Source organism: Streptomyces sp. CNP082 (genome assembly GCF_059570535.1).
In genome coordinates, this window is record NZ_JCANSZ010000005.1 from 144055 (window position 1) to 162987 (window position 18933).

Below are 18933 nucleotides of genomic sequence, written 5' to 3' on the forward strand. Positions count from 1 at the left end.
CCACCGCCGGGAGCCGCGAATGAACGTGGTGCCGAAACTCCTCAAGGGCGCTCTGGGAGCCGCCGCGGCGATCGGCCTCGTCGTCGGAGGCACGGCCGCACCGGCCGCCGCCGACGCCGCGGCCGGCGAGGTCTACGTCGCCCTCGGCGACTCGATGGCCTCAGGCCCGCTCATCCCCCTCCCCACCGGACCGCTCGCCTGCGGGCGCTCCACCGAGAACTACGCGCACGACCTGGCCGACCAACTCGACGTCGCGGAACTGCGCGACGTCACGTGCAGCGGCGCCAGGACCGACCACATGACGCAGCCGCAGTCGCTGTCGCTGCTCGGCATCGACATGGGCGAGGCGCCGCCGCAGTTCGACGCGCTGAGCGCGGACACCACCCTCGTCACCCTGACGATCGGCGGCAACGACGTCGGGCTCGTCGGCGTCGCGGAGGACTGCCTGCAACTCGACCCGACCGCCGACCTGTGCAAGGACGGCTTCATGGAGGGCGGGGTCGACACCGTCGCCCAGCGCATCGAGGCCATGGGCCCCAAGCTCGGCGCCGTACTCGACGGCATCCACGCCCGCGCCCCGCAGGCCCGCGTCCTGGTCACCGGCTACGGCGACTACATCAAGCCGGGCGGCTGCTGGCCGGTCCAGCCGGTGCTCGCCGAGGACGCCGACTGGCTCCAGGGCAGCGTCAACCATATGAACCGCGTCATCGCCGACCGCGCGGCGGCCCACGGCGCCGAGTACGTCGACGTCTTCACCCCGAGCCGCGGCCACGACACCTGCCAGTCATCGGGCGACAGGTGGATCGAGGGCTACGTCCCCACCGCCCTGGCGGCGCCCCTGCACCCCAACGAGCGGGGCGAGGAGGCGTACGCGGGCATCATCCACAGCCAGCTCACCGGCTGACGCCGGCAACCACGCCGGCAACCCGGCCGGCCCGACCGGCGGGGACGGGCCGGCCGTCCCAGGCGTCCCCATCCCCCGAGGGGACGCACACACACCGGCCCGGCGCGGCCCTCCCGCGCCGGGCCGGCTGTGTCGTTCCGCCGCTCCGCCGCTCAGCCGCCGCCGAGGCGGCCCACCCCGCCGTAGAGCCACACCTCGTCCAGGAGCCGCGGCCGGACGGGGCCTTCGGGGTGCCAGCGGGGCAACTGGACGACACCGGGCTCGACGACGTCGAAGCCGTCGAAGAGCGCCTCCACCTGGTGCAGGGGCCGCGGCACCATCAGCGCCGCGGCCCGCCGCTCGCCGTAGACGGCGGCGGCGTCGGCGGCCTGCCGGGGCTGGATGTCGTTGGTGGTGTGGGACAGCGCCAGATAACTCCCCGGCGGCAGGGCGTCCCGGAAAGCGGCGACGATACGGCCGGGCCCGTCCTCGTCGCGTACGAAGTGCAGCACGGCGGACAGCATCAGCGCCACCGGCCGCTGCCGGTCCAGGGTCCCCCACAGCTCCGCGGCCTCGAGGACCTCCTCCGGCCGGCGCAGATCGGCCTGGATGTACGCCGTGCGGCCCTCCGGGGAACTGCTGAGCAACGCGCGGGCGTGGGCGAGGACGACGGGGTCGTTGTCGGCGTAGACGACCCGGCAGTCCGGGCTGATCCCCTGCGCGACCTCGTGCAGGTTGGGCGAGGTGGGAATGCCGGTGCCGATGTCCAGGAACTGCCGCATGCCCTGCCCGACGAGATAGCGGACCGCACGGCGCATCCACGCACGGTTCGCGCGCGCGGACTCCCTGACCTGGGGCGCGCGCCGGATGGTCTCCTCCGCGGCGGCACGGTCGGCGGCGTAGTGGTCCTTGCCGCCCAGGAGGTAGTCGTATATCCGCGCGGGGTGCGGCACCTTCGGATTGACCGGTAACTCCGACGGCTGCTCGCCTGAGGGCGGTTGTGGTGTCACGGAATCTCTCCCGGTCGGTCGTGGCTCGGCTTACGTCGGCATCTCAACGCCCAAGATATTCGGTGTGCGCCTGGCGGTGACAAACTCGGGGTAACCCGCCTGCGAAACTCGGTCAAATCACCCATCAGGGTCGAGTTTTTCCCGGCGAGGTGCACGATCAGAGGTCAGGCGGGCGGCTTGTGCGCGGAGAACGTCAGCCGGCTGCCCACGCCGAGAGTGATGTCGACGTAGCCCAACGTCTGAAGACGTACGAGGAGCACGGCCGGCTCCACCGGGTGGCAGATGTCGCCCTCGTGGAAGGCGTGCAGCGACTGGCCGGGCAGACTGTCGGCCCCGACGAGCACCCCGCCCGGTCTGAGTACCCGGAAGATCTCGGCGAGGAGGCGGTTCTGGAGGGCCGTCGTCGGTACGTGATGCAGCATCGTGAACGAGGCAGCGGAGTCGAAGGAGTCGTCGGCGAATTCCAGCGCGGTGCCGTTGCCTTGGCGGACCTCCACGTTCGTCCCCGCGAATCGGTCGGACAGCCGTGCCGCCGCTTCCGCCTCGATCTCCACGGCCACCAGGCGGTCGACCCTGGTACGCAGCCACTCGGTCGCCGCTCCGGGGCCGGGTCCGACCTCAAGGAGTTCCTTTCCGAGCGTGGCCCGCTCGACGGCCAACGGCAGTACGTCTTGGTGCAGATGGGCGGCCCACTTAGGGCTCGCGCACAGTTCAGCGTGGTCGGTGTTCATGACGTCGACGCTAGGGAGCGGTGCGCCTGTCCGGAAGGCCGTAACCTTCCTGCTCATGTGGAGAAACGGACAGGGCGGCGCCCTTGTCTCCGTCGGGACGTACGTCATGCCCCCGGGAACCCGCTTCACGCAGCACACGCACGCGACCCACCAGTTGGCTTGGGCCTCGCACGGCACGTTGACGGCCGACGTGGACACACGACGGTGGGTGCTGCCCACCACGCGTGCCCTGTGGATCCCGTCCGGGGTGCCGCACGAAGTCGTCTCGGCCGGCCGGACGACGATGACCTCGCTCTACCTGTCGACGCCGCCGCCCGCCGCCCCGGCGCAGTGGGAAGCGGTCCGGCCGGTTCGAGTGACTCCGCTGCTCGCCGAGCTGATCGGCTACCTGGCCGCCCCCGACATCGGCGCGGGGAGCCGGTCGTGCGGCGAGGCGCTCCTCCTTGACCTGCTCCGGCCGGTGGCGGCCACCGCCCTGGAGACCCCGTTCCCCGCCGACCCGCTCGCCCGTCAGGTCGCCCTGGAACTGTTCGACGATCCGGCCTGTGCCCACACGGTGGAGGCGTGGGGACGCCGGGTCGGCACCTCGGGACGCACCCTCGCCAGGCGGTTCCTGGCGGACACCGGTATGCCGTTCGGCCGCTGGCGCACTCTCGTCCGTCTCCAGGCGGCGCTGCCCGCGCTGGCCGCCGGTGAGCCGCTGCAGCGGGTGTCGCGGTCGGTCGGCTACGAGACGGTCAGCGCGTTCGTCGCGGCGTTCCGGCGCGAGACCGGCACCACCCCCGGGGCGTACTTCGGCGCGCACCGACAGGAAGAGACCGGACGCCGGGCTACGGGCTCAGACGTGCTTGGTCGGTGATCCAGTAGCGGGTATCGCTCGTATCCGGTGCGTAAGACCACGGGAAACGAGCCGGGGTCAACGGGAATCGCTCAGCGCTGATTCCGTTGCTCCCGGCTCGTTCTCCTCACCTGTCGCCAGGTGAACCGGCCCCGGCTTTAGACGTCGAAGTACAGCTCGAACTCGTGCGGGTGCGGGCGGAGCTGGATCGGCTCGATCTCCTGGGTGCGCTTGAAGTCGATCCACGTCTCGATCAGGTCGGCGGTGAAGACGCCGCCCTGGAGCAGGAACTCGTGGTCGGACTCCAGGGCCTCCAGTACGGCCGGGAGGTTCGTCGGGACCTGGGGGACCGCGGCGTGCTCCTCGGGGGCCAGCTCGTAGAGGTCCTTGTCGACCGGCTCGGCGGGCTCGATCTTGTTCTTGATGCCGTCCAGGCCGGCCAGCAGCATCGCGGAGAAGGCCAGGTACGGGTTGCCGGAGGAGTCCGGGGCGCGGAACTCGATGCGCTTGGCCTTGGGGTTGGCGCCGGTGATCGGGATGCGGATCGCGGCGGAGCGGTTGCGCTGGGAGTAGACCAGGTTGACCGGGGCCTCGAAGCCGGGGACCAGGCGGTGGTAGGAGTTCACCGTGGGGTTGGTGAAGGCCAGCAGCGCCGGGGCGTGGCGGAGGATGCCGCCGATGTAGAAGCGGGCGGTGTCCGACAGGCCCGCGTAGCCCTGCTCGTCGTAGAAGAGCGGCTCGCCGCCGCTCCAGAGCGACTGGTGGCAGTGCATGCCGGAGCCGTTGTCGCCGAAGATCGGCTTGGGCATGAAGGTCGCGGTCTTGCCGGCGCGCCAGGCGACGTTCTTCACGATGTACTTGAAGAGCATCAGGTCGTCGGCGGCGGCGAGCAGCGTGTTGAACTTGTAGTTGATCTCGGCCTGGCCCGCGGTGCCCACCTCGTGGTGCTGGCGCTCGACCTTCAGGCCGGACCGGGCGAGTTCGAGGGAGATCTCCGCGCGCAGGTCGGCGAAGTGGTCGACCGGCGGGGCGGGGAAGTAGCCGCCCTTGTAGCGGACCTTGTAGCCGCGGTTGCCGCCGTCCTCGATCGCGCCGGTGTTCCAGGCACCGGCCTCGGAGTCGATGTGGTAGTAGCCGGCGTTCGCCTTGGTCTCGAAGCGGACCTCGTCGAAGACGTAGAACTCGGCCTCCGGGCCGAAGTACGCGGTGTCGGCGATGCCGGAGGAGGCGAGGTACGCCTCGGCCTTCTTGGCCACGTTCCGCGGGTCGCGGCTGTACTGCTCGCCGGTGATCGGGTCGTGGATGAAGAAGTTGATGTTGAGCGTCTTGTCCTTGCGGAACGGGTCGAGCCGGGACGTGGAGAGGTCCGGTACGAGCGCCATGTCGGACTCGTGGATGGCCTGGAAGCCCCGGATCGACGAGCCGTCGAACATGAGCTGGCCTTCGGGCTCGAAGACGTCCACGGGCACCGTGAAGTGCTGCATGATGCCCGGCAGATCGCAGAAGCGCACGTCGACGAACTGCACGTCGTTGTCCGCGATGTACTGCTGGACCTCGTCGGCGTTCTGGAACATCCCATTCCTCCTATGCCCCGCCGCGAGGGGACGGGTGAGCCTGCAGAGCCTGCGGGTGGTGCGCCTGGCGGCGTGGCACCGTGCCGGCATGTCCGCCCGAGCGTAGGCAGGCGGGATTTCTCGGGCATGACCCGGTTGTTTCGCCGATGTTAACCACGGCGACCCGCCGGGCCCGGGAACCCGGCCCCTGCCGCCCCCCGGGTGGCCGGAATCGTATGCGGTCCGAGGCCGCCGGCAGGGGGTGAGGAGGGGCTTCGCGCGCCTGGCAGTACCGTGGAGGGCGTGGATGACGCGGAGAAGCGGCAAGCAATCGGATCGTGGCTCTCCGGCCCCCGCTCGGCGGCCGAGGACATGGGCGTCGACTTCGGCTACCGGGGCCAGCGCCTGGGCCTGCCCGAGACCGGGCCCGGCTCGGTCGCGCCGGTCGGCAAGCGCATCGGGGCGCTGGTCATCGACTGGCTGCTGTGCCAGCTCATCGCCTACGGCCTGTTCGCCGGCGGCACCCGGACGCTCGGGCTGTGGACCATGGGCGTCTTCTTCGTGATGAGCGTGGCGCTGGTCGGCACCCTCGGCGTCACGCCGGGCAAGCGGATCATGCGTATCCGCGTCCTCGCCGAGAACGGCGCCCGGCTCGGCTTCGGCGCCTCCGTCGTGCGCACCGTGCTGCTCTGCCTGCTGATCCCCGCCGTCATGTTCGACCGCGACACCCGCGGCCTGCATGAACGGGCCGCGCGCGCCGTCGAGGTGCGGTTCTGAGCGGGAGCTGAGGCGCATGTGAGCCGGGCCTGAGGCGGCGGGCGGCTTCCGGGGCCCGTACCCGTACCGGACCGGGCGCGCTCAGCGCAGCTTGCCGCTGCCCTTCGGCATGCGCATGCCCTTGGGCATCGGGCCCTTCGGGATCGGCATGTTGCTCATCAGGTCGCCCAGCGCCTTCAGCCGGTCGTTGACCTGGGTGACCTGCGGGCCCTGCAGCACCCGCGGCAGCTTCACCAGCGCGGCCCGCAGCTTCTTCAGCGGCACCTGGCCCTCGTCGTTGCCGACGACGATGTCGTGGACGGGCACGTCCGCGACGACCCGGTTCATCTTCTTCTTCTCGGCCGCCAGCAGGCCCCTCAGCCGGTTCGGGTTGCCCTCGCCGACCAGGACGATGCCCGCCTTGCCCACGGCCCGGTGCACGACGTCCTGCTGCCGCGTCATCGACACCGCGGGGGTGATGGTCCAGCCTCGCTTCATGTTGTCCAGCACCGCCGCGGCGGCGCCCGGCTGGCCCTCCATCTGCCCGAACGCCGCCGCCTCCGCGCGCCGCCCGAAGACGATCGCCATGCCGAGCAGCGACAGCAGGAAACCGACGATGCCCAGATAGACCGGGTGCCCGATGAGGAAGCCGATGCCCAGGGCGGCGGCGAGGACCAGGATGCCCACGCCCGCGACGATCAGACCGACCTTGGGGTCGGCCCGCTTGGTCATCTTGTACGTGAGGGCGATCTGCTTCAGACGCCCGGTCTTCTCGGGTGTGGGTTCACTGCTGGCCATGCCGCGAATTCTACGGCCAGCCGGGCCCGGGGTCAGACCGGGCCCGGCACACGGCGCCCGCAGCGGGGCGGCGCCGGGACCGGGGCGCGGCGGCTATCGGGGCAGAGCGGACGTACCGCCCACCGGTGGGTCCGCCCTGCCCACCGCCGACTCCGACTCCAGGCGGGCCCTGGCCCGGCGGCGGTCCTCCAGGACGGCGTCCCAGGCGTTACGCCGTGCGGTGCGCTGCCCGCCGCGCAGCAGCACTCCCTCGATCGTGCGCAGCACCCGGGCGACGGTGGGCCGGGGCGGCGGCCAGGACGGTAACGACGACGGTGACGACGGCACGACGGCCCCCCTCGGCGGTCGGGAAGTCAAAGCGGTGAAGGCGGGTCCGGAAAGCGGGGTGGAGGCGGGTCCGGAAAGCGGGCTCGGGCTCCATGCTCGGCCCGCGGTGTTGCCGGTGCGTGGCCCGGCGGTCAAAGCGGGGTGAAGACCGCGGGGCCCACGCTCGGCAGGGGCGGCCGGCCCGTACGCGGCGGGCCGTGCGGCCCTCACGCGGCAGGCTGCGCGCGCTTCTCCATGGCCTGCTTGTACAGCCGTCCCGCCCGGTACGAGGACCGCACCAGCGGGCCGGACATGACGCCCGCGTAACCGATCTCCTCGGCCTCCTGCTGCAGCTCCACGAACTCGTGGGGCTTCACCCACCGCTCCACCGGGTGGTGCCGCGGCGACGGCCGCAGGTACTGCGTGATGGTGATCAGCTCGCAGCCCGCCTCGTACAGGTCCCGCAGGGCCTGGCTGACCTCCTCGCGCTCCTCGCCGAGGCCCAGGATGAGATTCGACTTCGTCACCAGGCCGGCCTCGCGGGCGCGCGTGATGACCTCCAGGGACCGCTCGTAGCGGAAGCCGGGGCGGATGCGCTTGAAGATCCGCGGGACCGTCTCGACGTTGTGCGCGAGCACCTCGGGACGCGCGGAGAAGACCTCCGCGAGCTGCTCGGGCACGGCGTTGAAGTCGGGGATCAGCAGCTCGACGCCGGTGCCCGGAGTGGTGGCGTGGATCTGGCGCACCGTCTCCGCGTACAGCCAGGCGCCGCCGTCCTCCAGGTCGTCGCGGGCGACGCCGGTGATCGTGGCGTAGCGCAGCTCCATGCGCTGGACGGACTCGGCGACCCGGCGCGGCTCGTCGCGGTCCAGCTCGGCCGGCCGGCCCGTGTCGATCTGGCAGAAGTCGCACCGCCGGGTGCACTGCTCGCCGCCGATCAGGAAGGTCGCCTCGCGGTCCTCCCAGCACTCGAAGATGTTGGGACAGCCGGCTTCCTGGCAGACCGTGTGCAGGCCCTCGTCCTTGACGAGTTTCTGCAGCGCGTTGTATTCGGGTCCCATCTTCGCGCGGGTCTTGATCCACTCGGGCTTGCGCTCGATGGGGGTCTGGCTGTTGCGGACTTCCAGGCGGAGCAGTTTGCGACCGTCGGGTGCGACAGCGGACACGTCCGGGCTCCTAGCTTTCGATTCCTCGGCGTTCTCCAGCGTACGCCTCTGAATTGGGGAGTCAGACCGCGCGCGGGAGCGGCTCGGCCGTCTCCAGGATCTCGCGCAGATGCTTCTCCACGACAGGGAGAACCTCCGACACCGGTACGTCTCTTCCCAGCTCGCCGGAGAGTGAGGCCACGCCCGCGTCGCGGATGCCGCAGGGCACGATCCGGTCGAACCAGGTGTTGTCCGGGTTGCAGTTCAGCGAGAAGCCGTGCATGGTCACGCCCTTGGCGACGCGGATGCCGATCGCGGCCAGCTTGCGGTCCTCGCGGCGCTGGCCGGCGTTGGACGGCGCGTACTCAGGACCGGCCAGGCGCGGGTCGTACTCCTCGTCCGACAGCCGGGGGTCGAGGTCCAGCGCCAGCCCGCCCAGCTCGGCGCGCTGCGCTGTGCTGCCGGTCGCGCTCGTCCTCGATTCCGCTCCGGCCGGGTCCCCCTCCCTCGTTCCTCGATCGGGATCCCCGACCTGCGCTGCATCTCGGCCGCGCTGCTCCACGGGGTCGCCCAGCACCCACACGCCGCTGCGGCCCTCGACCCGGGTGGTCGCCAGACCGAAGTCGGCGCAGGCGCGGATCAGGGCCTCCTCCAGCCGGCGCACGTGCGCGACGACGTCCACGGGGCGCGGCAGCTTCAGGATCGGATAGCCGACGAGCTGCCCCGGGCCGTGCCAGGTGATCTTCCCGCCGCGGTCCACGTCGACCACGGGGGTGCCGTCGAGCGGGCGCTCGTCCTCGGCCGTGCGGCGGCCCGCGGTGTAGACAGGCGGGTGCTCCAGCAGCAGACAGGTGTCGGGGATCTCCTCGGCGAAGCGGGCGGCGTGCACGCGCCGTTGCTCCTGCCAAGCCTCCAGGTACTCCACGGCGTTCTCGCCGAACCCCAGGTGAACGAAGCGCAGCTCGCCCACGGTGCCCTCCTCGCGCTGATCGCGCTCTCTCGCCGGCCGGCGTGCGAGCGCCGCCCGGTCTGTGCGGCTGGCGGTAATCCAGCCGGCCCTCAGCCACTGTACGGCGGTATACGTTCCCGTCCTGCACCCAGGTCTCCTCACACGATCGAATGAAGCTGGGACGAATGCGGCGAGTGAGGCTTGTTTCGCAGTTACATTCGCGCCGTTCCCGGAGGCCCAGGCAGGAGACCCCACAGGTGACGACGGAACGACCTTCACAGCGACCTCCCAACCGCCAGCTCGCGGCCCTCATCTCCGAGGCCGGGTTCTCCAACGCGGGGCTCGCGCGCAGAGTCGATCAGCTAGGGCTCGAACACGGCCTCGACCTGCGGTACGACAAGACGTCGGTGACCCGGTGGCTGCGCGGCCAGCAGCCGCGCGGCACTACTCCGGCGCTGATCGCCGAGGTGTTCACCCGGCGCCTCGGCCGCCGGCTGACCGCGCAGGACCTCGGGCTCGACGCGTGCGCACCGGTGTACGCCGGACTGGAGTTCGCCGCGACGCCGGCCGAGGCGATCGACATCGTGAGCGGTCTGTGGCGCAAGGACACGGGCAGTCAGGCGGAGCTGCGGAAAATCGCGTTCACTCCTGCGGGTCTGGTGGTGCCGAGCCGGGACTGGCTGATCGGCAGGCCGGACGAGAAGGTGGCGCGGGAGCTCCAGCAGCAGCGCGGGGCGGGGGCGCCCGGGGCGGCGTCGCCGGGGGCGGTGCGGGTGCCGGCGCAGGGGCGCGGGCCGGGGGTGGGCGTCGGCGTCATGGGCGGAGGTGCCGCTGCGGGTTCGGGCGCGGGGCCGGGGGCGGCGTCGGGACCGGGGTCGGGGCCAGGGGCGGGACCGGGGGCGTCGGGCGGACCCGGGGGCGGCGGCGTGGCGGCTGGGCGCGGTGACGCGGGGCCGGGCTGGGGCGGGCCGGGAGCCCGGGGGCCGGGACAGCGGGTCACCCAGGGGGACATCGGGGCGATGCGGTCGGTCGCCGAGATGTTCCGGGCGCTGGACAACGCGTACGGCGGCGGGCACGCTCGGCAGGCGCTCGTGCGGTATCTGGAGCACGAGGTCGAGCCGATGCTGCGCGGCACGTACAGCGAGGCCGCGGGGCGCCGGCTGTTCTCCGCTGCCGCGGACCTGACGCGGCTGGCGGGCTGGACGTCGTACGACATCGCGGCCCACGGGCTCGCGCAGCGGTACTTCGTCCAGGCGCTGCGGCTGGCGCAGGCGTCGGGGGACCGCGCGTACGGCAGCTACGTGCTGGTCACGATGAGCCGCCAGGCCGTCTACCTGGGGCACGGCCGGGAGGCGGTGCAGCTGACCCGGGTCGCGCAGCAGGGCGTCGGCGGGGGCGCGCCGCCGGTGGTGCAGGCGCTGCTGCACGCCGCGGAGGCGCGCGGGCACGGGCTGCTCGGCGAGGTGCGGGCGTGCACGACGTCGCTGGCGCGGGCGGAGCGGGCACTGGAGTCGGCGCGGCCGGGGGAGGAGGCGCCGCACTGGGCCCGGTTCTTCGACGAGGCGCAGCTCGCGGACGAGTTCGGGCACTGCCACCGCGACCTGCAGCAGTACCGGGCGGCGGCGCAGCACGCGGAGCGCTCGCTGCAGCTCCGGGCGGCGGGGTTCGCGCGCAGCCGGGTGTTCTGCCGGCTGGTGCTGGCCGCGGCGCGGCTGGGGCTGGGCGAGGTGGAGCAGGCGTGCGTGCTGGGCGCGGAGGCGGCGCAGCAGGCGGCGGAGATGCGCTCGGCACGGGCGGCGGAGTATGTCCGGGACTTCGAACGGCGTCTGGAGCCGTACCGCGACGCACCTCCGGTGCGGGCGTACCGGGAGCGGGTCGCGGCGCTGGCGGTGTGAGCGCGGGGGCGCGGCCTGGTAGCGGGTGGGATGGGGTGCGCGGGGGTGCGCGCGGGGCGGCGGGCGCTCGCGGTGGAGAGCGGTGCTCTCGGAGAGGGCGCCGCTCTCCCCGGTGAGCGCCGCTCGCTTTTCGGAGCGCCGCTTTCCCGGTGCGGTGTTCTCGATTCGGAGCACTGCTCTCTCTCCTGGAGCGGTGCTCGCACTCCGGAGCGCTGCTCTCGCTCCGGAGTGGCGAACCGTTCCTGCTAGGCCACCGCCGGGACCGCGGTGGTTTCCGCGGCCGGGGTGAGGCCGAAGTCGTGGAGGAGGGCCCGGGCTGCGCGGCGGCCGGAGTACAGGGCGCCCTGGGGGGTGCTCGTGTCGCGGTGGTCGCCGCATACGTACAGGCCGCACAGCACCCGTACCGGCCGGCTCAGGTCGTGCGGCGCCGGCATCGCCGGTATCGCCTCCGGGTCGTGGTGCGCTCCCACCAGTTCCCAGTCGAACGCCGACGTCCCGTACAGCTCGCTCAACTGCCGCCGCGCCGACTTGTCCAGCACCCGCGCCGGCCGTACCGCGTCCTCGCCCAGTACCACCGAGCTGACCAGCGCCCGCCCCCGCGGCGCCCGCGAGGTGTCCGCGCCGCTGACCACCGCCGTGTGCGACACCGGCCCGAGCGCCCCCTCCGCGTCCAGCAGCAGCGCCGCCTCCCGCGGGCCGTCCGGGCCCGGACCGCCCTGCCCTCCGGCATGACGGGCCGACCCGCCCCGTACCCCGCCGTTCCGCGCCGTGCCGTTACGGGGCCCGCCGTTACGGGCCGGGGCGTCTCCCCCCGCCGCGCCCCCGCCGCGTACCGCCCCCGCTCCGCCCGGCAGCGACTCCGCCGGTGCGCTGTGGTGCAGCACCGTCACCGGGTGGAACCCCGGCATCCGGAGCCCCGGCAGCAGCCCCGCCGCCGCCCGCGCGCCCGTGGCCACCAGCACCGACCGGCACCGCAGCACCCCGTGGTCCTCCGTGCGCACCGCGGTCGTCGACACCGACACCGCCCGCACCCCCGTCCGCACCGTCCCGCGCGGCAGCCCCGCCGCCAGCCGCCGCGGCACCGTCGCCGCCCCGCCCGCCGGCAGGCACAGCCGCCCCCGCGCGAACGCCCGCAGCGCCAGGTCGGCGGAGCGGCTCGACGTGGTCAGCGCCGGGTCGCTGAGGAGTGCCACCAGCAGCGGACGCAGGAAGCCCGTCGCGATCCGCGGCGGCAGCCCCCGCGCCGCCAGCGCCTCCGCGGCCGGGCGTTCCGGCCGGGCCAGCAGCCGCCCGGTGGGTACGGTGGCCAGCCGGGCCAGCGCCGCGGAGAGCCACGCCTGGTCGATGACGGCGCCCCGGGGCGCACGGGCGGCGCTGGCAAAGGCGCTCGTCTTTGTGAACGCGCCCCCCGTGCTCCTGGATCCGCCGATCCGCAGCCGCCGCCCGCCCGCGCACACGACCACGTCCCCGTCGAGCGGGCACAGCGGCACCCCCGCGAGCCCCGGCAGGCGGCGCAGTTCCGGGTACGAGGTGTTGAGCAACTGCAACGAGCGGTCCAGCCGGAAACCGTCGACGTGGTCGGTGGCCATCCGCCCGCCGACCTGCTCGTCCGCCTCCAGCACGGTCACGTCCAGGCCCGCGGTGACCAGGTGCTGGGCCGCGGAGAGACCGGCGAGTCCGGCACCGACGACGACGACGTCGACGGGGTCCGTGCTTCCTGCGGCATGGGGCACGGGTGCCTCCCGGGGGGTTGTGCGTCCGCGGCCGAGCGCTCTCGCATGCCACTGGACGCCTGTTTGATGCCCAACTGGGCATGTCCGTATCCGTGTTCAGGCACGGACGGACGCGTTCCGATGACGATAGGGCGGATGGTGGCGCCGGCCAGGTGCGCACCGCAAGGGCACGGACGCACACCCGGCGCAACCAGCCGCGACACCGCCCCCGCCGCCGCGGAGATCAGCCCGCCGAGCCCTCCCGGAGGGGCAGCGCGCCGAGCCCCGTCCTCACCGCCGCATCGCCGCCCGCAGCGCCTCCTCGATCCCCGGGAACGCGAACGTGAACCCCGAGTCGAGCAGCTTGCGCGGCACCACCCGCTGGCTGCCGATCACGTCCTCCGCGAACCCGCCCAGCGCCACCCGCAGCGCCGTCGCCGGCACCGGGAACAGGGTCGGCCGGTGCAGCACCCGCCCCATCGCCGCCGTCACCTCGCGGTTGGTCAGCGGCTCCGGGCCCGTGAGGTTCACCGGCCCGGAGAGGGACTCCGTGTCGATGAGGTGGCGCAGCGCGGCGATGTGGTCATGCAGGGAGATGAAGCTCCAGTACTGCCGGCCGTTGCCGAGCCGGCCGCCAAGACCGGCCCGGAAGATCGGGAACAGCCGTCCCCATGCCCCGCCCTTGCGGGAGACCACCAGGCCCGTACGGGCGTGGACGGTGCGGATCCCGGCCTCCTCCGCCGCGCCGGTTGCGGTCTCCCACTCCTGGCACAGGTCGGCGAGGAAGCCCCGCCCCGGGGGCGCGGTCTCGTCGACGCGGCGGTCCCCGGTGTCGCCGTAGTAGCCGATCGCGCTGCCGCACACGAGGACGGCCGGCGGCCGGTCGAGCGAGGCGAGGGCGTCGGCGACGGCCGCGGTGCCCAGCACCCGGCTGTCGCGCAGCACCCGCTTGTAGCGCTTGGTCCAGCGCCGGTCGGCGATGCCGGCACCGGCGAGGTGCACGAAGGCGTCGCAGCCGTCGAGCCGGGCGGTGTCCACGTACCCCCGCTGCGGATCCCAGCTCACCTCGTCGGGTGCGCTCGCCTCCCGCCGCACCAGCCGCAGGACGTCGTGCCGGTCGGTCCGCAGCGAGCCGACGAGGGCGGAGCCGATGAGTCCGGAAGAGCCGGAGACCGCGATGCGCATGAGCCCATCCTGCCTCGCATGCCGTCCCCCGTCAGCTCGTGTCAGAGTGAGCGCATGACTGACGTGCACGAGAGCGCCGGCGGCGGGGCGGCGGGCGGCGGCGGACCGCGCATACGGCCCGCGAGCGCCGCCGACGGGGACCGGCTCCACGACCTCGACGTCGCCACCTGGTCGCATCTGCACGCGGTGACCGACGCGCCCGGCCCCGACGCCCCGTTCTTCGACGAGCGCCACCGACCCGAGGACTACCTCGTCGCCGAGCTGCCCGCGGCAGCCGCGGGCCCGGTCCGCGTCGTCGGCTACATCTGCGTCGTCCCGCCGACGTCGCTGGCGGTCAACGGGCACGTACGCCAGATCCAGGGCCTCGTCGTGGACCCCGAGGCGCGCGGCGCGGGTATCGCGCGGGCGCTGCTGCGGGCGGGCGTGGAGCACGCCCGTGCGGCCGGGGCGCGGCGGCTGACGCTGCGGGTGCTGGGGCACAACGCGCCGGCGCGGCGGCTGTACGAGTCGGAGGGGTTCGCGGTGGAGGGGGTGCTGCCGGAGGAGTTCCTGCTGGACGGCACGTACGTGGACGACGTGCTGATGGGGCGCACGCTTCTCTGACGCGCGCCCCCGGCAGGCCCGTACGACCCCCGGCCCTGCCCTGGTCCCCAACCCCGGAAGCCCTCCGGACCCCCCGGAAGGCCCCTGACAGCTCTCAGTCCTCCCGGTACAGCGCCCACAGCTTCGGGAACCGCCCCGCCAGCACCCGTACGTCCTCGAAGTCGATCGCCTCGCCCACCGGCTCCGCCGGTGCCTCCGGCAGCTCCGGCTCCGGCAGCTTCAGCCCCGTCAGCCGCTCGTACGCCTCGTCCGCCGCGTACGCCAGGTCCTCGGCCTCCCCGTCCGTCTCCTCGTCGAAGTCCTCCAGCAGGTCAGCGAGGTCGTCCGGCTCGTGCAGCGCGCCCTCGAAGACCGTCCGGCCCTGCCCGATGAGCCAGCTGCGGAAGGAGTCGAAGGCGTCGTCGCTGACCCCGTCGAGCAGCACCCACGCCGCGCCCCACAGGTCCATGCGGTACGCGCGGTTCATCCGCGACTCGAAGTGGCAGGCGAAGTCGGTCACGCCGTCCGGGTCCAGCCCCGTCAGCCGGTCCACGAGCAGGTCGGCCTGGACCCCGGGGTCGCCGTCTGCGGCCTCGCGGGCGCCGTCGATCAGCTCCCAGAACTCCGACTCCTCCATCACGGATCCAGCATCTGCCCTCCGCCGCGCGTACGCACGCGGAGCGACGGGATCGGATCCGCCCGGAGCCCCTTTCACCACCCGTTCACCACCCGCGTCCGCAACCCGCCGGAAAACCAGACAGGAGATGTCCGGTTTCGCTGGCACGGTGTGCACATGAGCGAAGAGCAGAAACGGGACAAGCCCGTTCCGACCGCCGTGGAGAAGCCGCTGCGCGGGAAGGTCGCCCTGGTCGCGGGCGCCACCCGGGGTGCGGGCCGGGCGATGGCGGTGCAGTTGGGCGTGCTGGGCGCCACCGTGTACGCCACGGGCCGTACGACCCGGCAGCAGGTCAGCGAGGTCGGCCGCGGCACCGAGACCATCGAGGAGACCGGGGAGCTGGTCACCGCCGCCGGCGGCGAGGGCGTCGGGGTCGCCGTCGACCATCTCGACGTCGACGCCGTACGGGCCCTGATCGCCCGGATCGAGCGCGACCACGGCCGTCTGGACGTGCTGGTCAACGACCTGTGGGGCGGGGAGCACCTCATCGAGTTCGGCAAGAAGATGTGGGAGGCCGACCTCGACCGCGGCCTGCGCATGATGGAGCTCGGGGTCAAGAGCCACATCATCACCAGCCACTGCGCGCTGCCGCTGCTCCTGCGCACCGGCGGCGGTCTTGTGGTCGAGATCACCGACGGGACGGCGGAGTTCAACAGGCCGTACCGGGAGATGTTCTTCTACGACCTGACCAAGAACGCGCCGATCCGGATGGCCTTCAACCTCAGTCACGAGATCGGGGGGGCCGGCGCCACCGCGGTCTCTCTCACGCCCGGCTTCCTGCGCTCCGAGCAGATGCTCGACCACTTCGGGGTGACGGAGGAGAACTGGCGCGACGCGATCGCCAAGGAGCGGCATTTCGCGCTCGCCGAGTCGCCCGCCCTCGTCGGCCGCGCGGTGGCGGCGCTCGCGGCGGACCCGGACCGGACGCGGTGGAACGGGCAGTCCCTCAGCAGCGGGCAGATGGCGAAGGAGTACGGGTTCACGGACACGGACGGCACCCAGCCGGACGCCATGCCGTACTTCACGATCCTGGCGCGCGGCGGCGACCCCGGCGACCCGGAGGACTACCGGCTCCGCCCGTAGGGCTCCCGCCCGTACAGCTCGGCGCTGCGGGCCGCCGCCGCCGCGAACCGCGCGCGCAGCTCCGGCGGCTCCAGCAGCTCCGCGTCCGGGCCGAGCGCGAGGAGCTGGGTGTACGCGACGTCCGCGGACTCCACCCGCAGCCGGACGGCCGTCCACCCCCGGTCGTCCGGCTCCCCGGCGCCGGCCACGGCGTCCTCGGCGGCGAGCCGGTCAGTGACGGCCGGCAGCCGCCGCAGGCCGTCGGGGGAGAGCCGCACCGTCACCTCGTCCCGCAGGATCGACCGTGCGAACGCCGCGGCCCGCTCCGCCCAGAAGCCCGGCAGGTCGAAGCCCTCGTCCCGCTCGAAGCCCGCGCCCTCCGCCGGCACCTCCGCCCGCTCGAAGCGCTCCACGCGGTAGACCCGGTACGCACCCCCCGCTCCCGGCACCCGCGCGACCAGATACCAGACCCCCGCCTTCAGCACCAGCCCGTACGGCTCCAGCTCCCGCTCGACCGCCGCCGCCTCCGGCCGCCTCCGGTACGCCACCGTCAGCGTCCGGTCCGCCCACACCGCCCGGGCCACCGCCGGCAGCAGCTCCGGCGCGTCCGGCTCCCGCCACCACCCCGGCGCGTCGAGGTGGAACCGCTGCGCCGCGCTCTCCGGGGCGCCGCGCAGCTCCGGCAGCAGCGCCGCCGACACCTTCAGCCGCGCCGCGGAGCCCGCGTCCGCCAGCCCCATGTCCCGCAGCGCGCCCGGCACGCCGGACAGGAACAGCGCCTCCGCCTCGGTCCGCCCGAGCCCGGTGAGCCGGGTGCGGTAGCCGCCGACGAGCCGGTAGCCGCCGGTCCGCCCGCGGTCGGCGTAGACCGGCACGCCCGCCTCCGCGAGCGCCTGCACGTCGCGCGCGACCGTCCGCTCGGAGACCTCCAGTTGCTCCGCCAGCTCGGCGGCGGTCATGTGGGCCCGGGACTGGAGGAGCAGGACCAGGTGGATGAGACGGGCGGCGCGCATGCCAGCCATCATGCAGCGCCTTGATACCGTCCTTCGGTACTGCACCAAGAACAAGAGAGTTTTATATGTCCAACGAGCCTCGTGAGCGTTGGGGAAACCGGGCAGGCTTCCTCTTCGCCGCGATCGGATCCGCGGTCGGTCTCGGCAATATCTGGCGTTTTCCCTATGTCGCCTATGACAACGGCGGCGGCGCCTTCCTCCTGCCGTATCTCGTGGCCCTGCTGACGGCAGGACTGCCGCTGCTGATCATGGAATACGTCATCGGCCGCCGCTACCGCTCCTCGCCGCCCGGCGCCTACCGGCAGCTCGCCCGCCCCGCCCAGGCCATCGGCTGGTGGCAGGTGGCGATCTGCTTCGTCATCGCCGCCTACTACGCCGTGATCGTGGCGTGGGCCGTACGCTACGTCGGCTTCTCGGTCGACAAGGCGTGGGGCGACGACCCCGACGCCTTCTTCGCCGGGGACTTCCTCAAGGCCGGCGAACCGGGCTCCTACTCCACCTTCGTGCCCGGCGTGATGTGGCCGCTGCTCGGCGTGTGGCTCGTCTGCCTCGTCATCCTGTGGTTCGGCGTGCGGCGGGGCATCGAGTGGGCCAACCGCGTCTTCATCCCCGCGCTGCTGGTCTTCTTCGGCATCCTCGTCGTCCGCGCGGTCACCCTGGACGGGGCGGGCAAGGGCCTGGACGCCCTGTTCAAGCCGGACTGGAGCGCGCTCGGCGAGGGCAGCGTGTGGGTCGCCGCGTACGGGCAGATCTTCTTCTCGCTGTCCATCGGCTTCGGCATCATGATCACGTACGCCTCCTACCTGGGCCGCAAGTCGGACCTGTCCGGTTCGGCGCTCGTCGCCGGCTTCGCCAACAGCTCCTTCGAGATCCTCGCCGGCATCGGCGTGTTCTCGGTCCTCGGCTTCATGGCCGCCGAGCAGGGCGTGGGCGTCGACGAGGTGGCGACCTCGGGCGTGGGGCTGGCGTTCGTGGCGTTCCCGGCGATCATCTCCAGCATGCCCGGGGGTGCGTTCTTCGGGGTGATGTTCTTCCTGTCCCTGGTGATCGCCGGCCTCACCTCGCTGGTGAGCATCGTGCAGGTGCAGGTCGCGGCGGTCGAGGACCGTACGGGCCTGTCCCGCAGGACGGCCGTCGCGCTGGTGGGCGGCCTGCTGACCGCGGTGTCGGTGCTGGCGTTCGCCAACGACGGCGGGCTCCCGCTGCTCGACGCCGCCGACCACTTCATCAACCAGTACGGCATCGTCCTCGCCGGCCTCGTGTCGGTCGTCGTGGTGGCCTGGCTGCTGCGCCGGCTGCCGCTGCTGCAGCGCGACGCCAACGCCACGTCCGCGGTGCGGATGGGGCCCGTGTGGCTGCTCTGCCTGGGGCTCGTCACGCCGCTGGTGCTCGGCTGGATGATGATCGACAGCCTGCGCACCGAGCTGGACGAGAACTACGCCGGGTACCCCGGCTCGTTCCTCGCCTGGGCCGGCTGGGGCGTCGCCGCCGCCGCGCTGCTCGTCGGCCTGCTGGCCGCGCTGATCCCGTGGCGGCACCACGGCGACATCGGCGGCCGGGCACCGGAGGCGGCGCCCGTGGAAGACCCGGAACCGGCGAAGGAGGGCAACTGATGTCGGCGAGCGCCATCGTCATGCTGGTCATCGCGATCGTGATCGTCTGGGGCGGCCTGGTCGCCGCGCTGCTCAAGCTGCACAGCTTCCCGGACCAGCCGGACTGACACCGGCGCCGGACAGCTCCGGCACCCGACGGGACCAGCTCCGGCACCCGACGGGACCAGCTCCGGCACCCGACGGGACCAGCTCCGGCACCCGACCGGACCGGACCCGGCGCCTGATA

The 18933-nt window shown here is 73.0% G+C and carries 19 protein-coding genes; 8 read left to right on the plus strand and 11 right to left on the minus strand.

Annotated features, from left to right (window positions below; translation table 11 throughout):
• The first annotated feature begins 19 nt into the window (after positions 1 to 19).
• Positions 20 to 904 carry an SGNH/GDSL hydrolase family protein gene (locus B124_RS06315; protein WP_496501665.1) on the plus strand — a complete coding sequence of 295 codons (885 nt, stop codon included), beginning with the start codon at positions 20 to 22 and terminating at the stop codon, positions 902 to 904.
• 152 nt (positions 905 to 1056) lie between these two features.
• Here B124_RS06315 and B124_RS06320 read toward each other — a convergent pair whose 3' ends face one another.
• Positions 1057 to 1836 (minus strand): SAM-dependent methyltransferase, encoded by a 780-nt coding sequence (locus B124_RS06320; RefSeq protein WP_496501791.1) that lies wholly within the window; start codon positions 1834 to 1836, stop codon positions 1057 to 1059.
• A 221-nt stretch (positions 1837 to 2057) separates the two neighbouring features.
• Complete coding sequence (locus tag B124_RS06325) at positions 2058 to 2624, minus strand: class I SAM-dependent methyltransferase (RefSeq protein ID WP_496501666.1); 567 nt, start codon at positions 2622 to 2624, stop codon at positions 2058 to 2060.
• A gap of 55 nt (positions 2625 to 2679) precedes the next feature.
• On the opposite strand from B124_RS06325, the gene B124_RS06330 reads away from it, so the two are divergent.
• Positions 2680 to 3483, plus strand: coding sequence for an AraC family transcriptional regulator (locus B124_RS06330; RefSeq protein WP_496501667.1), 804 nt, complete (start codon positions 2680 to 2682; stop codon positions 3481 to 3483).
• Positions 3484 to 3620: 137 nt separating this feature from the next.
• Here B124_RS06330 and glnA read toward each other — a convergent pair whose 3' ends face one another.
• Entirely contained in the window at positions 3621 to 5036 is a 1416-nt protein-coding gene (glnA, locus tag B124_RS06335; RefSeq protein ID WP_496501668.1) for a type I glutamate--ammonia ligase, read from the minus strand.
• Between the two features lie 282 nt (positions 5037 to 5318).
• Here glnA and B124_RS06340 point away from each other — a divergent pair, with 282 nt between their 5' ends.
• On the plus strand, positions 5319 to 5792 hold the full coding sequence (locus tag B124_RS06340) for an RDD family protein (RefSeq protein ID WP_496501669.1): 474 nt from the start codon (positions 5319 to 5321) through the stop codon (positions 5790 to 5792).
• 81 nt (positions 5793 to 5873) lie between these two features.
• Here the strand turns inward: B124_RS06340 and B124_RS06345 are convergent, their stop codons facing one another.
• The 4 genes from B124_RS06345 to lipB form a co-directional block, all read right to left on the minus strand.
• Entirely contained in the window at positions 5874 to 6569 is a 696-nt protein-coding gene (locus B124_RS06345; protein ID WP_496501670.1) for a DUF4191 domain-containing protein, read from the minus strand.
• Between the two features lie 93 nt (positions 6570 to 6662).
• Complete coding sequence (locus B124_RS06350) at positions 6663 to 6896, minus strand: hypothetical protein (RefSeq protein ID WP_496501671.1); 234 nt, start codon at positions 6894 to 6896, stop codon at positions 6663 to 6665.
• Positions 6897 to 7102: 206 nt separating this feature from the next.
• Positions 7103 to 8041: a lipoyl synthase gene (gene lipA, locus B124_RS06355; protein ID WP_496501672.1), complete on the minus strand. Its 939-nt coding sequence runs from the start codon at positions 8039 to 8041 to the stop codon at positions 7103 to 7105.
• Positions 8042 to 8102: 61 nt separating this feature from the next.
• Complete coding sequence (gene lipB / locus B124_RS06360; protein ID WP_496501673.1) at positions 8103 to 8990, minus strand: lipoyl(octanoyl) transferase LipB; 888 nt, start codon at positions 8988 to 8990, stop codon at positions 8103 to 8105.
• Between the two features lie 236 nt (positions 8991 to 9226).
• Here lipB and B124_RS06365 point away from each other — a divergent pair, with 236 nt between their 5' ends.
• Positions 9227 to 10864 carry an NsdA family TPR-like regulatory protein gene (locus B124_RS06365; protein WP_496501674.1) on the plus strand — a complete coding sequence of 546 codons (1638 nt, stop codon included), beginning with the start codon at positions 9227 to 9229 and terminating at the stop codon, positions 10862 to 10864.
• A 245-nt stretch (positions 10865 to 11109) separates the two neighbouring features.
• Here B124_RS06365 and B124_RS06370 read toward each other — a convergent pair whose 3' ends face one another.
• Complete coding sequence (locus B124_RS06370; RefSeq protein ID WP_496501675.1) at positions 11110 to 12597, minus strand: NAD(P)/FAD-dependent oxidoreductase; 1488 nt, start codon at positions 12595 to 12597, stop codon at positions 11110 to 11112.
• A 270-nt stretch (positions 12598 to 12867) separates the two neighbouring features.
• A complete protein-coding gene (locus B124_RS06375; protein WP_496501676.1) occupies positions 12868 to 13761 on the minus strand; it encodes a TIGR01777 family oxidoreductase in 894 nt (297 codons plus the stop codon).
• A gap of 54 nt (positions 13762 to 13815) precedes the next feature.
• Here B124_RS06375 and B124_RS06380 point away from each other — a divergent pair, with 54 nt between their 5' ends.
• Positions 13816 to 14364, plus strand: a complete 549-nt coding sequence (locus B124_RS06380) for a GNAT family N-acetyltransferase (protein WP_496501677.1) — start codon at positions 13816 to 13818, stop codon at positions 14362 to 14364.
• Between the two features lie 94 nt (positions 14365 to 14458).
• On the opposite strand, the gene B124_RS06385 is transcribed toward B124_RS06380, so the two are convergent.
• Positions 14459 to 14980 (minus strand): DUF4240 domain-containing protein, encoded by a 522-nt coding sequence (locus B124_RS06385; protein WP_496501792.1) that lies wholly within the window; start codon positions 14978 to 14980, stop codon positions 14459 to 14461.
• Between the two features lie 156 nt (positions 14981 to 15136).
• On the opposite strand from B124_RS06385, the gene B124_RS06390 reads away from it, so the two are divergent.
• A complete protein-coding gene (locus B124_RS06390) occupies positions 15137 to 16102 on the plus strand; it encodes an SDR family oxidoreductase (protein WP_496501678.1) in 966 nt (321 codons plus the stop codon).
• Here B124_RS06390 and B124_RS06395 read toward each other — a convergent pair.
• Positions 16084 to 17094 carry a helix-turn-helix transcriptional regulator gene (locus B124_RS06395; protein ID WP_496501679.1) on the minus strand — a complete coding sequence of 337 codons (1011 nt, stop codon included), beginning with the start codon at positions 17092 to 17094 and terminating at the stop codon, positions 16084 to 16086. The genes B124_RS06390 and B124_RS06395 overlap by 19 nt on opposite strands.
• 65 nt (positions 17095 to 17159) lie before the next feature.
• Here B124_RS06395 and B124_RS06400 point away from each other — a divergent pair, with 65 nt between their 5' ends.
• Together B124_RS06400 and B124_RS06405 are read left to right on the plus strand one after the other, a co-directional pair.
• Positions 17160 to 18707 (plus strand): sodium-dependent transporter, encoded by a 1548-nt coding sequence (locus tag B124_RS06400; protein WP_496501680.1) that lies wholly within the window; start codon positions 17160 to 17162, stop codon positions 18705 to 18707.
• A complete protein-coding gene (locus B124_RS06405) occupies positions 18707 to 18814 on the plus strand; it encodes a methionine/alanine import family NSS transporter small subunit (protein ID WP_496501681.1) in 108 nt (35 codons plus the stop codon). Before B124_RS06400 ends, B124_RS06405 begins: the two co-directional genes overlap by 1 nt.
• Positions 18815 to 18933 lie beyond the last annotated feature (119 nt).